Source organism: Anoxybacillus sp. LAT27 (genome assembly GCF_022030075.1).
Lineage (GTDB): Bacteria > Bacillota > Bacilli > Bacillales > Anoxybacillaceae > Anoxybacillus > Anoxybacillus kestanbolensis.
Map to the genome: position 1 here is coordinate 1 of NZ_JAIWYK010000440.1, position 13,653 is coordinate 13,653.

The 13,653-nt window shown below is 43.7% G+C and carries 19 protein-coding genes and 1 riboswitch; of the genes, 8 read left to right on the plus strand and 11 right to left on the minus strand.

The window, feature by feature from the left end:
* Positions 1 to 231 precede the first annotated feature (231 nt).
* A complete protein-coding gene (locus LD028_RS13910; protein WP_004891686.1) occupies positions 232 to 768 on the plus strand; it encodes an HD domain-containing protein in 537 nt (178 codons plus the stop codon).
* A 20-nt stretch (positions 769 to 788) separates the two neighbouring features.
* On the opposite strand, the gene metC is transcribed toward LD028_RS13910, so the two are convergent.
* From metC to LD028_RS13925, 3 genes are all read right to left on the minus strand, one after another.
* The gene (gene metC, locus LD028_RS13915; protein ID WP_237812100.1) at positions 789 to 1,928 is read right to left on the minus strand and encodes a cystathionine beta-lyase; all 1,140 of its coding nucleotides are present in this window, start codon (positions 1,926 to 1,928) and stop codon (positions 789 to 791) included.
* A gap of 3 nt (positions 1,929 to 1,931) precedes the next feature.
* Positions 1,932 to 3,035 carry a methionine biosynthesis PLP-dependent protein gene (locus LD028_RS13920; RefSeq protein WP_237812101.1) on the minus strand — a complete coding sequence of 368 codons (1,104 nt, stop codon included), beginning with the start codon at positions 3,033 to 3,035 and terminating at the stop codon, positions 1,932 to 1,934.
* Between the two features lie 62 nt (positions 3,036 to 3,097).
* A riboswitch (SAM riboswitch) is annotated at positions 3,098 to 3,205 on the minus strand.
* A 114-nt stretch (positions 3,206 to 3,319) separates the two neighbouring features.
* Positions 3,320 to 3,793, minus strand: a complete 474-nt coding sequence (locus LD028_RS13925; RefSeq protein WP_237812102.1) for a cupin domain-containing protein — start codon at positions 3,791 to 3,793, stop codon at positions 3,320 to 3,322.
* Positions 3,794 to 3,918: 125 nt separating this feature from the next.
* On the opposite strand from LD028_RS13925, the gene mscL reads away from it, so the two are divergent.
* Positions 3,919 to 4,314, plus strand: coding sequence for a large conductance mechanosensitive channel protein MscL (mscL, locus tag LD028_RS13930; RefSeq protein ID WP_237812103.1), 396 nt, complete (start codon positions 3,919 to 3,921; stop codon positions 4,312 to 4,314).
* Positions 4,315 to 4,418: 104 nt separating this feature from the next.
* Here mscL and LD028_RS13935 read toward each other — a convergent pair whose 3' ends face one another.
* Positions 4,419 to 4,934 carry a phosphatidylglycerophosphatase A family protein gene (locus LD028_RS13935; RefSeq protein WP_237812104.1) on the minus strand — a complete coding sequence of 172 codons (516 nt, stop codon included), beginning with the start codon at positions 4,932 to 4,934 and terminating at the stop codon, positions 4,419 to 4,421.
* A gap of 100 nt (positions 4,935 to 5,034) precedes the next feature.
* On the minus strand, positions 5,035 to 6,252 hold the full coding sequence (locus LD028_RS13940; RefSeq protein ID WP_237812105.1) for an RNA-guided endonuclease InsQ/TnpB family protein: 1,218 nt from the start codon (positions 6,250 to 6,252) through the stop codon (positions 5,035 to 5,037).
* A 227-nt stretch (positions 6,253 to 6,479) separates the two neighbouring features.
* On the opposite strand from LD028_RS13940, the gene LD028_RS13945 reads away from it, so the two are divergent.
* The 4 genes from LD028_RS13945 to LD028_RS13960 all read left to right on the plus strand — a co-directional run bounded on the left by LD028_RS13945 (position 6,480) and on the right by LD028_RS13960 (position 8,925).
* Positions 6,480 to 7,172: an alpha/beta hydrolase gene (locus tag LD028_RS13945; protein WP_237812106.1), complete on the plus strand. Its 693-nt coding sequence runs from the start codon at positions 6,480 to 6,482 to the stop codon at positions 7,170 to 7,172.
* Positions 7,173 to 7,231: 59 nt separating this feature from the next.
* The gene (locus LD028_RS13950; RefSeq protein ID WP_237812107.1) at positions 7,232 to 7,744 is read left to right on the plus strand and encodes a YjcG family protein; all 513 of its coding nucleotides are present in this window, start codon (positions 7,232 to 7,234) and stop codon (positions 7,742 to 7,744) included.
* Positions 7,745 to 7,748: 4 nt separating this feature from the next.
* Complete coding sequence (locus LD028_RS13955; protein WP_237812108.1) at positions 7,749 to 8,180, plus strand: GNAT family N-acetyltransferase; 432 nt, start codon at positions 7,749 to 7,751, stop codon at positions 8,178 to 8,180.
* Between the two features lie 67 nt (positions 8,181 to 8,247).
* Complete coding sequence (locus tag LD028_RS13960; protein WP_237812277.1) at positions 8,248 to 8,925, plus strand: DUF421 domain-containing protein; 678 nt, start codon at positions 8,248 to 8,250, stop codon at positions 8,923 to 8,925.
* On the opposite strand, the gene LD028_RS13965 is transcribed toward LD028_RS13960, so the two are convergent.
* Positions 8,922 to 9,059: a hypothetical protein gene (locus LD028_RS13965; protein WP_237812109.1), complete on the minus strand. Its 138-nt coding sequence runs from the start codon at positions 9,057 to 9,059 to the stop codon at positions 8,922 to 8,924. The genes LD028_RS13960 and LD028_RS13965 overlap by 4 nt on opposite strands.
* 109 nt (positions 9,060 to 9,168) lie before the next feature.
* On the opposite strand from LD028_RS13965, the gene LD028_RS13970 reads away from it, so the two are divergent.
* Positions 9,169 to 11,292 carry an ATP-dependent helicase gene (locus tag LD028_RS13970; RefSeq protein WP_237812110.1) on the plus strand — a complete coding sequence of 708 codons (2,124 nt, stop codon included), beginning with the start codon at positions 9,169 to 9,171 and terminating at the stop codon, positions 11,290 to 11,292.
* Positions 11,293 to 11,309: 17 nt separating this feature from the next.
* Here the strand turns inward: LD028_RS13970 and spoVIF are convergent, their stop codons facing one another.
* The 3 genes from spoVIF to LD028_RS13985 all read right to left on the minus strand — a co-directional run bounded on the left by spoVIF (position 11,310) and on the right by LD028_RS13985 (position 12,097).
* The gene (gene spoVIF, locus LD028_RS13975) at positions 11,310 to 11,564 is read right to left on the minus strand and encodes a sporulation-specific transcription regulator SpoVIF (RefSeq protein WP_006322845.1); all 255 of its coding nucleotides are present in this window, start codon (positions 11,562 to 11,564) and stop codon (positions 11,310 to 11,312) included.
* Between the two features lie 86 nt (positions 11,565 to 11,650).
* Positions 11,651 to 11,779 carry a YjcZ family sporulation protein gene (locus tag LD028_RS13980; RefSeq protein ID WP_006322839.1) on the minus strand — a complete coding sequence of 43 codons (129 nt, stop codon included), beginning with the start codon at positions 11,777 to 11,779 and terminating at the stop codon, positions 11,651 to 11,653.
* Between the two features lie 81 nt (positions 11,780 to 11,860).
* Positions 11,861 to 12,097: a hypothetical protein gene (locus LD028_RS13985; protein ID WP_035020859.1), complete on the minus strand. Its 237-nt coding sequence runs from the start codon at positions 12,095 to 12,097 to the stop codon at positions 11,861 to 11,863.
* 85 nt (positions 12,098 to 12,182) lie between these two features.
* On the opposite strand from LD028_RS13985, the gene LD028_RS13990 reads away from it, so the two are divergent.
* Positions 12,183 to 12,500 carry a thioredoxin family protein gene (locus LD028_RS13990; protein ID WP_237812111.1) on the plus strand — a complete coding sequence of 106 codons (318 nt, stop codon included), beginning with the start codon at positions 12,183 to 12,185 and terminating at the stop codon, positions 12,498 to 12,500.
* An 86-nt stretch (positions 12,501 to 12,586) separates the two neighbouring features.
* Here LD028_RS13990 and LD028_RS13995 read toward each other — a convergent pair whose 3' ends face one another.
* Entirely contained in the window at positions 12,587 to 13,444 is an 858-nt protein-coding gene (locus LD028_RS13995; RefSeq protein ID WP_237812112.1) for a DUF421 domain-containing protein, read from the minus strand.
* Positions 13,445 to 13,446: 2 nt separating this feature from the next.
* The gene (locus LD028_RS14000) at positions 13,447 to 13,653 is read right to left on the minus strand and encodes a DUF1657 domain-containing protein (RefSeq protein WP_012575625.1); all 207 of its coding nucleotides are present in this window, start codon (positions 13,651 to 13,653) and stop codon (positions 13,447 to 13,449) included.

Here is a 13,653-nt window from a genome sequence, read left to right on the forward strand (position 1 = left end):
ATTTTAATTTTTGCTGTTAAAGTCAATTTCATGTCCTCACCACCTTTCACTAATTTTATTTTATATTTTTTAGTGAAAAATAAACAAAAAAAACGCATTCCTCCCCATGCTTGAAAGCAGGGGTTTCCTGCGTGATTAATCATGAAGAAAAAACGAAAAAAATATGTATTGCCATTTTAAAAGTAGACGTGGTATGATGATTAGAAAAACATTCGAAAGGGATGGTGAGCTATGAGACGTGTCACATTAACTGACATCTTCCTTCACCCCATCACCCAAAAATATTTAAAACGTTCAGGCGTCGCGCATGCCATCGCTACCGCATATCATGCGTATCGCCTTGCCTTGCAATATGGAGTGAATGTTGATTTAGCGACAAAAGCCGCATTGCTTCATGATATCGGGCATTATGAATGGTACTCTAATGGAACATGGGACTATGAAACATATAAACAAAACGACATTCATGCGATTAAAGGGGCGGAGCGAGCGCATAAACTGCTTATTCGACTCGGTGAACATCCTCAACACGCCAAAGAAATCGCCCTCGCCATTTTGCTTCATACCGATTCGTATCTTCCAGAAGGAGAACTAAAACGAAAACCGCTTCAAACGATCGTGAAACTCGCCGATGAAGCAGATGAAGAACCGGGTGGCAAACATCATTATCGCCAAATCGATGACGAACTCGCTTTAAAAAAAATTCAACAGCTCGATCGCATGGTCGAACAACAACTACAACGTAACGCTCTCGACCAAATTAGCTAAGGCTAGGTGTTATACCTAGCCTATACATACGATAACGCCTGTTCAAAGTCGGCCACTAAATCATCAATTGCCTCAAGTCCGACGCTTATGCGCAACAAACCGTCCGTAATGCCGCGACGAAGGCGTTCCGTTTTCGGCATCGCCGCATGCGACATTTTCGCTGGATACGATAAAATCGATTCAACCGCCCCTAAACTAACCGCAAAAATGGGAATGTGCGCATGTTGGACGAACGTCCGCACCGCTTGTTCATCTTCCAATTCAAACGACAACACCGCCCCAAATCCGCGCGCTTGTTCGCGATGAATGACGTGTCCATCATGATGAGAAAGCCCTGGATAATATACATGTGCCACTTTCGGATGACGATGTAAAAATTGCGCCAATTGCATAGCTGAACGAGACGAATGCTCTAACCGAACGTGCAACGTTTTTAATCCGCGCAACACAAGCCATGCATCTTGCACACCGAGCACTGCTCCAAACGAATACTGCAATTTCCGCAGCTGTTTTGCGAGACGCTCGTCTTTCACAACCGCAAGTCCAGCAATGACATCGCTATGACCTGCTAAAAATTTCGTTGCGCTATGCAAAACGACATCAACACCGAGATCAAGCGGACGCTGCAACAAAGGAGTCGCAAACGTATTATCTAAAAACGTCAAACAACCGTGCGCTTTCGCAAGCTTCACAACCCCACGAATATCTGTAATTTTCAAAAGCGGATTGGACGGCGTTTCCATATAAATGACTTTCGTGTTTGGGCGAATATGACGTGCCACCGCATCTAAATCAGTCATATCAACAAACGTATATTCAATGCCAAATCGGCTCAATACATCCGTGATGATGCGGTACGTTCCACCATATACGTCATCGGTAACCAACACGTGATCGCCTTTTGACAATAATAAAAATGCCGTAGAAATGGCCGCCATGCCCGATGCGAACGCAAAACCGCTGACGCCCCCCTCCAGTTCCGCAATTGTTTCCTCAAGCGCCTCACGCGTCGGGTTACCAGAACGGCTATAATCGTACTTGCCAAACGTATCAAAATCAAACTGATGAAACGTCGATGCATGATGAATCGGGACACTCACTGCGCCCGTTTGCGTATCAATCTGCCATTGATTGTGAACGAGCTTTGTTTGTACATCCATTTTTTACACCTCTTTCATACGCTGAAACGCTTGTGCTAAATCAGCAATTAAATCATCATCGTATTCAATGCCGACCGAAAAACGTAACAAACGATTACATACCCCGTTGGCGATACGAATATCCTCTGGAATATCCATATGCGTTTGCGTCGCGGGATACGTAATAAAACTTTCGACACCGCCTAAACTTTCCGCAAACGTAATCAGTTTTAAACTTCGTAAGAAGGCATTCACCCATTTTTCATCGCGCACGCGAAACGACAACATGCCGCCTCTCCCCGGATATAACACATCCGTCACATCTTCGTGTTGTGTTAAAAATTCATAAATGGCTTTCGCGTTTTGTTCGTGCTGACGCATGCGCAGCGCAAGCGTCTTCATGCCGCGAATTAACAGCCATGAATCAAACGGTGATAACACCGCCCCAATCGCGTTATGATACATCGCGAGTTGCTCGCATAGCTCTTTTCCTTTGGCAACAATGAGCCCGGCAAGCACGTCGTTATGCCCGCCTAAATATTTCGTTGCGCTATGAATGACGATGTCCGCCCCTTTCGTTAATGGCCTTTGTAACACAGGGGTGTAAAACGTATTATCAACAATAAGAAGCAACCCATATTGCTTCGCAAACGTTGCCACCGCTTCAATATCCGCCTCTTGCATAAGCGGATTTGTCGGCGTTTCTAAAAAAATCGCTTTCGTTTTGTCCGTCACATGCGCCTTTACCGCATCGAGATCGCGAAAATCGACGTATGTAAACGACAAACCGTATTTCTTCCACCCTTTTTCAAATAGCCGATACGTTCCGCCATATAAATCGGCTGAAACGAGGAAATGATCGCCGCTTTCAAACAACGCAAACAACGTTTGAATCGCCGCCATGCCTGAGCTACATGCAAACCCTTGATCCCCTTCTTCTAACTGCGCAATCGCCTCCTCGACAATATGTCTCGTCGGGTTTCCTGTCCGAATGTAATCGTACCCTGTCGACTGTCCGATCCCTTCATGCCGATACGCTGTTGAAAAATAGACAGGCGGATTGACCGTCCCTGTCACCGTCTCGCTTCGATTGCCAATTTGCGCTAATATCGTTTCCACATGACTCATTCGCTCTCTTCCTTTCTAAAAAAATAAAAGCCTTCAAAGAAGAAGGCTTTTACAGTCGCTTCTTCTTATCTTCCGAATTGAACGCCAATTCGCTGGATTTAGCACCTGACCGCTTTCGGCTGGTTGCTGAAGGTTCATCGGGCCAGTCCCTCCCCTTCTCTTGATAAGAACGCAAAACGATATTGAATTTTCTGATTTTTAATTAATGTATCTTATTTTCCGAAAAATTGCAACTATTTTTTATCCTTTTCCAACACGTGAGGGCTTCCCCCAAGTCTTTTCTCTCATTCCGCCGCAAGAGCATCAGCTTTTGTCGGATGGACGGTGCCGGCTGGATGTTGTGGCGGCGCATAAATGGAATACAATTTTAGCGGAACGTTTCCAATGTTTATTACATTATGCCACGTTCCTGCAGGGACAAAAATAGCAGAACCGTCGCCCACTCGTCGTTCAAACGTCCATTCATTTTTCCTTTTTCCCATCCGCACGATGCCTTCGCCTTGTTCAATACGTAAAAGTTGATCCACGCCCGGATGAATTTCTAAACCAATATCCTCCCCGACACGCAAGCTCATTAACGTCACTTGTAAATGCGGACCTGTCCATAACGTCGTACGGAACATATTGTTTCGTTTCGTCGCTTCTTCAATTTGAATGACAAACGGGTTCGGTCCGTAATCTTTCGTATATTCCCGCGGAAGCGGATAAGGCATGATCGGATATGGATACATTGGATACATTGGATACACGTAATACATGTTCCCACCTCTTTTTTCATATTCATCGTCATGTTATGCACAACTGCCCGACCATGCGCCTCGCATGCAAAAATCGACAAATAGAATGGGGGTATGGTAAAGTATGAACAAAAGGAGGCATGCCGATGTGGAACGAATTTAAAAAATTCGCAGTACGAGGCAACGTCATCGACTTAGCTGTCGGGGTCATTATCGGCGGGGCGTTCGGGAAAATCGTTTCTTCTCTCGTCAACGACATCATTATGCCGCTCGTTGGTCTTATTTTAGGTGGCATTGATTTTAGCGGGTTATCTTGGAAAGTCGGCAAAGCGGAAGTGAAATACGGGGTGTTTCTTCAAAACGTCGTTGACTTTTTAGTTATCGCCTTTTCGATTTTTCTATTTGTCAAACTTTTAAACAACTTGCACGAGCGAATCAAAAAACAAGAAGAAACGAAACAAACCGCACCAACGATGACAAAAGAACAACAACTACTCACAGAAATTCGCGATTTGTTAAAACAGCAAAAAGAAACACCGTAGCCCCTAAAGCTTTTTGAGGGCTTCATTCGCATAATAAGCAAGCCGTTTATATTTCACATTTTTCCGTAAAAAAACCGTAAACCCATGCGGATTTACGGCTTTTTTTACGCATTCAACGCAGCTTCTTCCTCGTCGCGCAAGTTGTGCGCAAGGCGACCAGAGGCGCTTGCGGCAATGCTTGCGACTAAATCGTCTAAAAACGTATGCACGCCTTTGCCACGTTTCGTATCAAGCTGCTTAATGATTCCGACTTTATTTTTATCGAGATGACCAAATGTCGTCACCGCAATGCTTCCGTATCCGAGTACCGCCCCTAACGCTAACGTTTCATCGACGCCAAACAGCCCTTCATCCGTTTCGACAATCGTTTGAAGCGGCTCTGACAACATGCCGTTTTCTGCTAGTTTATCAAGCTCAATACCAACTAAAATCGCATGTTGTACTTCGCGTTTTTGTAACACTTTTTCTACACTTTCGATACATTCTGCCATCGTTAAATTTTTATTATACGGACTTTGCATTTCATATACAATCTCAGCAATGGCTGGAATCGTTACCCCACGTTCTGTTAATAACTGCAACGTTCTTTCATACACTTCTTTACTTGATATACGCTTCATTCCTCTTCCTCCTCTCGTTCTCTCATTAGGTTATCAATTTTATTAAAATCATAGAATAATGATAAAGATTTTAATAAAATTGTTTATCCGTCCACGTCGTTTAAGCGACATGTACTCGGATTGGGTGTAACCCCACACCCGCTATCCCATTGGCGAACGCCTTTGGGAATACTTTTCTCATGATGTTGTATGCCCCGTTGACATCTGCGTTAATCAGTATTCCATTTTCAGATTGAAACAGTCCTCGCTTGATGCGCGTTCCTTTGTATTGCTTTTGCTTTTTGATTTCTTCCATGTCTAAAAAACTGCATTTCGATGTATAGCTTTCTTCTGTCACGATGACACGAATCCCATGCTGTGCTGCTTTGTACTGCAACTGATGAAGAAACGTTTGATACGGGATGTGAACGAACGCTTGATTTGTGCGCTTTCCGAGATGGACTTCACGCTTCCAATCTTTATTCATCCCCACCACAATCGTATCGCAGTCTAAAGACAACGCATGTTTCATGACAAAGGCACTCGCTTGGTGCATAAAGTTTTCCACGATGCGATTTCGTTTTTCTGTCATTTTGCTCATTCGTTTTGTCCAATCGAGTCCATTCATCTGTTTCGCTACTTTGCGGTAGTGGCTCATTTGTTTGTTATAGTATTGATTGGCGGATTTTAGACCTTTACCATTGATGACGATCGGTTGTTTGCCCACATTGTTCACAATGGTTGCGAAGTTATCTAATCCCAAATCAATACTGATATCTCTGTTGTTATCTTGTTTTTGTGTTGGAATAGGGATTTTGTAAACGACTTCGACGATGATATGGCGGTGTTTCGGAACGAATCGGACTTGTTGTAGCTTCCCTTTCATGTTTGTCTTTAACCGAAACCCTTGAAAACAGGCAGGAAACGTGATTTGTTCATCGACGACTTTGCATGATTGATTCGTTAGCACAAGTACATATCGTCCGTCTTTTTTGAGATATTTGGGCGGTTTCGGTCTGCCTGTATATTTGTCTTTGTTTTTTGCCCAATCTTTCATCGACTTAAAAAATGATTGCCAATTTTGATGCAACATTCTTAACGTTTGTTGAGCACATTGAGCCATTGGCATCGCTCGATAGTCTGTATCCATCCCTTCTGTTTTCAGCAGCTTGTCTAGCTTGTTGTAAGAAAGATACGTGCCGTGTTGGAAAAACGTTTGCCTCACTTGATAGTTGGCGAAGTTGTACAAATTTTTTGACCGAAAACAATACTCATCGATCATCGGATAATACGGATGAGTGGCGAAAATCATATGCCTTTCCACTCGATTCGCCATCATGATCGTTGTTCACCTCGCTTTCTCTTTTACTATACATGTTCATAAGAGAACCATGCAATAAGATGTAAAGATAATCACGAAAGAAGTGGGATCTCAAATATATTTTATCAAAATTTTTAATATATTTTTACGATTGGATGAAAAAACAGAACCATATCACGCAACGACAAAAAATGCAGAAATGTGGTACGATAAAAAAGAACAACGTCGAAAAAGGATGGGAGAACATGCAAGAGTTAAAACTTCACAGCCAACATTTAGACGAGGAACTATCGTTACCTGTATATTGCTCCAAACCTGTCACACCGCTTTATAAACATCTCGTCATCATCGCACAAGATGGACAAGATTATTTTATGTTCGGAAAAATTGGCCGCGTCATCGATGAGCTCGGCATACGTGCTGTCGTCATCGGCGTGCCGTATCGCAACGTGTCAGATCGCTATGAGAAATATCATCCGAACGGAAAAAAACGCGAAGCGTACATGCGCTTTCTAGCAAACGAACTGGCGCCGCTTGTCGACGAGCAATTTTCAACATATCAAATGGGTGCAACGCGCATTCTCGTCGGTGATTCGCTCGCTGGAACCGTTTCGCTACTTACTGCGATGACATATCCGCATACGTTCGGAAAAGTTGTCATGCAGTCGCCATACGTTAACGACGATGTCATGACGCACGTGCAATCATTTACGGACTGGCATTTGCTTGCGCTTTATCATTCCGTCGGCATAAAAGAGACCGAAGTCAAAACGACAGACGGTGCTGTCCGTAACTTTATTGAACCAAATCGTGCGCTTGCTCACGTTCTTCAAGCAAAACAAAGTCGCTATCATTATGAAGAGTTTGACGGCGATCATTCATGGACATACTGGCAACCGAATTTACCGATCGGATTAAAAAAAGTGATTGAAATGTAACAGTATTTTCCGAAAATTTGTTATAATATATAAACATAATGATGAAAGGAGGAAATCGCATGAAATGTGGTATCGCGATTTTTCCATCAAAAAAAATTCAAGATTTTGCGAATTCGTATCGCAAACGGTACGACTCTCATTACGCCTTAATCCCACCGCATATTACGCTAAAATATGCGTTTGATGTGGAGGAAGACAAGCTCAATGAGCTCGTTCAACAACTTCGTGACGTCGCGCGCGAAACAGAACCATTCACGCTGCGCGTCACAAAATTTAGTTCGTTTTATCCGGTCAACAACGTCATTTATTTAAAAGTAGAAAAAACAGAGCCACTCGTTGCGCTACATGAAAAATTACATCGTCCACCGTTTATCGAACAAACGGACTATGCGTTCGTACCGCACATTACGATCGCACGCGATTTATCAAACGACGAATATTCCGACGTATTCGGACGCTTTAACATGCAGTCCGTCCATTTTGAAGAACAAGTCGACCGCTTCCATCTGTTATATCAGCTTGACAACGGATCTTGGTCGGCATACGAAACATTTCATCTCGGAAAGGAATAATCATATGTACGTCAAATACGGACAAGAGGAAACGCTTTGGCACGACGCCCTGATCGTTCGCCGCGCCGTCTTTATTGACGAACAAGGGGTGTCGGAAGAAGAAGAAATTGACGCATTCGAGCGCGAATCTATTCATTTCGTACTATACGACGATGACAAACCGATTGCGGCAGGACGCTTCCGAACGATTGACGACGTCGGGAAAATCGAACGCATTTGCGTCCTTCCAGCATATCGCGGACGCGGCCTTGGCAAACGCATCATGGAAGCGATCGAGCAATACGCAACAAAACACGTTACAAAAGTAAAACTAAACGCGCAAACCCACGCCGAACCGTTTTATAAACAGCTCGGCTACGAAACGGTATCCGACGTCTTTTTGGACGCGGGCATTCCTCATGTGACGATGGTAAAAACAATCGACATGCGATCATAACGGTCGCATGTTTTCTTTTTCCCTTGGCATACTAACAAAAGAAGCGACAGAAGAAAGGATTAGCGTGATGAACGAATTTGGACAAATTGCGGTCGAACTCATTGTCGGTTATATCGCCTTGTTTATTATGGCGAAAATACTCGGACGGACACAAATTACGCAAATTACACCATTCGACTTCATTTCCGCCCTCGTTCTCGGAGAGCTTGTCGGAAATGGACTATACGATGCAAATGTCGGACTTGCGCAAGTATTGTTCGCAATCGCTCTTTGGGGACTTTTAATTTACGCAACTGAAATGATTACGCAAAAGAAAAAAGAACTGCGTGAATTGCTCGAAGGAAAACCGGTAATCGTCATTTCGAAAGGAAAAATTTTATATGACGCATTGAAAAAAACGAAGCTTGATTTAAACCAACTGCAACATTTACTTCGCGCTCGCAACGTCTTTTCCATTCGCGAAGTCGAATACGCCATTTTAGAAACAGACGGAACCGTAAGCGTCATGAAAAAAGCCCCATACGAACAACCGACGCGCCAAGACCACAACATATCTGCATCTGAAGCGGTATTGCCTGTGACGGTCATTATCGACGGGGAAGTCATTTGGGACAATTTACGTGAAAACGGCTGGGACGAACAATGGCTGAAAAAACATATGCGCCATGCTGGCTTTGAAAACTATAGCGACATTTTATACGCCGAATGGCAAGACGGAAAAGGCATGCATGTACAATCATACTAACGCTTTTTTAAAGAACGATCTTGAGGTCGTTTTTTCTTTTGGGACGTTTCTTGTTTTTTCTCGTTTGTTGCTCGTTGTATGTTTGTGACGCGCGGAACATGAAGCGGGTTTGAACGAATCGGTGGGATGTGCATACAAATCGCCTCCTTTGTTTATATATTCGCCAACCAACAAAAAACTCCTTTTCTCTTATTGTATGTTTTGTTAACATAGACGTTGACGTTACACAAAGGAGTTCAAGCGATGAATAAGGCGCAATATAACGGCAAGTTGTTTGACATTCATACGTTACCAAGGGAAAAATATGAGCTCGTGTATGAACAAAGTTTACGCAACAAATGGACGTGCCCGATGTGCGGTGGAGTCGTTCGCTTTCATTTAGCGATTGAACATGCCCCGCACTTTTATCATGTGTCCCATGCTTGTATAAAAGAAGAACGAAAACAAGCGAACATCATCTCGATTCGCCCAACCGAACCGTTTCAAACGAAAGAAAAAAAACAAATGACCGTATGCGGTATCCCACTCGATACAGAGCAATACGAAGCCGTTCAACACGTGGAAGGTCCACTTCTTGTGCTTGCGGGTGCTGGAAGCGGAAAAACGCGCACGTTAACGACGCGCGCTGCCGCCATGATCGCACATCATCGCATTCAATCGAAAAACATCATGATCGTCACCTTTACGACAAAAGCAGCAAAAGAGCTAGTCAACAGACTGCAGTCGTACAACCTTGACAACATACCGACCGTCGGCACATTTCATAGCTTATTTTATCGCATGTTGCAACATGCCGATCCGTTCCGTTGGCGACACGAACGGCTCATTCGCGACTGGCAAAAAGAAAAGATGATGAAAGAAATCGGCCGCGACATCGGCATCGATGAACGTGATTTTCCGTACGATGAAGCGATGCAACGTATTTCATATTGGAAAAATACGCTGACGCCCCTTCACACCATCACCGTTGAAAACGAATGGGACGAGCGCGTTGTGCAATTGTACAAACAATATGAAGCGAAAAAACAACAGCTCGAATTGTTTGATTTTGATGATATGTTATACGCGTGCTATAACATGTTGCGGACGGACGAAAGACGATTGCGACAATATCACGAACGGTTTCATTACTTTTTAATCGACGAATTTCAAGACATTAACAGCGTGCAATACGAAACGATGAAACTACTTGCGTCTCACACGCATCATATTTGCGCCGTTGGCGATGATGACCAAGCGATTTATGCGTTTCGCGGCTCCGATTCATCGTTTATTCAGCAATTCCAACAAGACTTTCCGAACACGAAAATCGTCAAGCTTACCGAAAACTATCGTTCACCGCATCCGATCGTATCGCTCGCCAACCGTATCATTGCGAAAAGTCGCACGCGCATTCCGAAACAAATGAACGCTCAAACCGACAGCGTACATATGCCGACGCTGTTCTTTCCGTACGATGAAGAAGAAGAGGCAACGATGATCGCCTGCGACATCGAAGAACGAATGAAACAAGGTGTGCACCCAAGCGATATCGCCATTTTATGTCGCACGAACGCATCGGCGCGCGCCGTCTTCGAACGGCTTTCACAACTTCACATCCCCGTCACGACAGACGGTGATTCGTTTTACAATCGTCGCATCGTGCGCTATTTGTTAAGCTTTTTTCAACTTGCGCTCGATCAAAACGACGAACAAGCAATGACCGACGTCGCCACCGTTTTGTTTTTAAAACAAACGATTATGAACGACTTAAAGGCGAACGCCATTTTACAAGACTGTTCACTCGTTGAAGCGCTTGCTAAACTTGACGGTATTCCGCCGTTTCAAAAACAAAAATTACGCACAATCGCCCCGCTTTTCGTGAAAGTGAAAGAGATGAAGCCGTTTGATGCGATCGATTTCATCGAAAAAGAGATGGGCCTAGGCGAATTTTTAAAAAAGCGCGGCAACGAAGGTAACGCGATTGAAAAAGGATCCGACGACGTGCGCGATATGAAAGTCGTCGCGCGGAAATTTAAAACGATTCAAGCGTTTCTATCTCACGTCAAACGCGTTCAAGCATACGCCAACAAAACGTGCGACGATGGCGTTCAACTCATGACGATTCACCGCTCAAAAGGGCTAGAATTTCCAATCGTCTATATCATCGGGGCAGTCGACGGGCTATTGCCGCATGACTATGCGCTTGAAGCATACCGAAATGGCGATGTCGCTCCGCTTGAAGAAGAACGTCGCCTTCTATACGTTGCGATCACGCGCGCGAAACAACGTCTTTTTATTTCCGTTCCGTCCATGCGCCGATTAAAAAAAGCGAACGCCTCGCGCTTACTTTCCTTTCTTCAAACAAAAGCGAAAAGCCTCGTCTAAGACTTTTCGCTTTTTTCTCATTTTTTATTTAACATATTCGCAATTGTATTAAAATCGATCTGTTTTCCGTTGTTGACGATCGATTGCACAATTTTATCTTCCAATTCTTTCGGTACGTTACGATTCGCAATTTGAGCGACGCGCTTGACGATGCCGCGCACCGTTTTTTCATCTTTAAAGTTCGCATGTTGCAACGAATTGGCGAGCGCAAAAATATCTTGCATATTCACACCCGTTTTCTTTTCAATGTTTTTAAAAAAATGTTGATCCATCTTCGCTACCTCCTTCACTTTTCTTTTTCAGCATATGAAAAACATAAAAAAACGTTCCAAAGGTATGCCCTTTGGAACGTCTCTTCTTAGTGAACGAACGCTGCACCAACGATAATCAACAAGATGAACAACACAACGATCAACACGAATGTTGAACCGTATCCGCCGCCGTAGCCGTAGCCACCGTAACCATATCCGCAATATCCGTAACCCATAAGACTGCACCTCCTTCAACGTTGTCGCTTACATCATATGCATCGAAACGGATTTGGTATGGGCGCTCATCAAATTTCTCCTCATTCACGAAACTGACGACGCATGCGCGCAAACTGCTTTTCTTTTTTCGCAAAAAACGCTTCCGCATCGCCCATATTTGCTTCAAATTGTTGAAAGAACTTACCGTTTATTTTTTCAAGGTGGTTTAACGTCGCTTCCACTTCTTTTCCCCATGTGTCAAACGCTTTCATTAATGCATCGTGCTTTTGGTGTTTGGCGCGCGTATACGATTGCAGTTCTTTTTCCAAACGATCCATCCTCTTCCCCCCTTGCTTTTTCATACGTAACGAACGTAAAAATGTGCTAAAATAAAACATGAAACAAAAAGAAAGGACGTGTCATATGGAACGACTACAAGATGCACAACAATTTGAACAAGCGATCGCATCAAGCACGCCCGTTGTCGTAAAGTTTTTTACAACATGGTGCCCAGATTGCGTGCGCATGGATCAATTTATCGGCGAAGTGATTGCTAGTTATCCACAATTTACATGGTATGACATCAATCGCGATGACGTGCCACACATCGCCGAAACGTACAACGTTATGGGCATTCCAAGCTTGCTTGTGTTCCAAAACGGCGAAAAAATTGCCCACTTACATAGCGCCAACGCCAAAACACGCGAACAAGTCGAGGAGTTTCTGCAAACAATCAGCTAATTTAGCTGATTGTTTGTACATATAAATCAAAAAATTACGTTGAAGGGGATAACGAACACCAAAAAAGCCACGTACGTATCGTGGCTTCACATAAGAAACGGCTGCAATTTTTGAATAAGCTGTTGCATTTGTTTCGCTTGTTGTTCGTACATTTGTTTCGCTTCTGCATCGTTTGTTTGTAAGGAGAACAGCTCGAAATCGGCTTCTGCTTTTTTCATTGATGCAAGCAATAGTTGCTTTTGTTGCGGCTCTGGTAGTTGAATGCGGTCGTCGTATAGATCGACGGTCAATTGGCCGTACGAATCAACTTGCGCTAAAAAGACGTTTTCGACAGCAACGCCCATTTGATCGAGCTGTTTTTTTAACCAGCCGCGGTTTAAGCGCGCAGTTGCGAGCGGTTCGTCTAAAATTTTGCCGTCCATAATGACCGTTTGTGGTTCTTTTTCCTCTGGAACGTACTTTTGGACATCCCCAATCGTCAACGGCTGTTTGTCGCGTTTTAATAAAATACTTAAATCACCGTTCGCCTCAAGCGTCGCAAATTCGACATCGGCAACGCGAAACACATCTTTTTTCCGCAACTGCTCAAGCAATTCATCAGCTGTATATTTTTCTTTTTTCAAATTATCTTCTAAAATTTTGCCGTTTTTAATAAAGACGGTGGAATTGCCTTCAACGAAATCACGAAATTTTTTACTGCGCAGCGAAATGATCGAAATGGCAACAGGGAAAAGCGACCAAATTAAAATGCTTGTTATCCCTTCCGTTAAGCGAATGTCTAAATCCATCGACATCGACCCGGCAATATCTCCGATCGTAATGCCGACGATATATTCAAAAAACGACAGCTTCGATAATTGTTTTTTTCCTAACAATTTTGTAATGACAAACAGTCCAATTAAAATGCAAATCGAGCGAATCGCAACTTCTAACCATGCTGGCATACTTACATCCCCTTATATTGCGGCTCTTCGCGCTCAAGCGTCGCGATGCGTCCTTTTAATGCCGCAATCATTTGTTCCGTCTGTAACATCGCGTCATGAAACGCACGCTGCGCCTCCTCATTCGTTGACGTCAGCGCAAGCTCTTGTAGCGTCGCATGAATCGCTTTCATGTTCGCTAAACTTTGTTTCACTTGTGAACCAATCGTCAT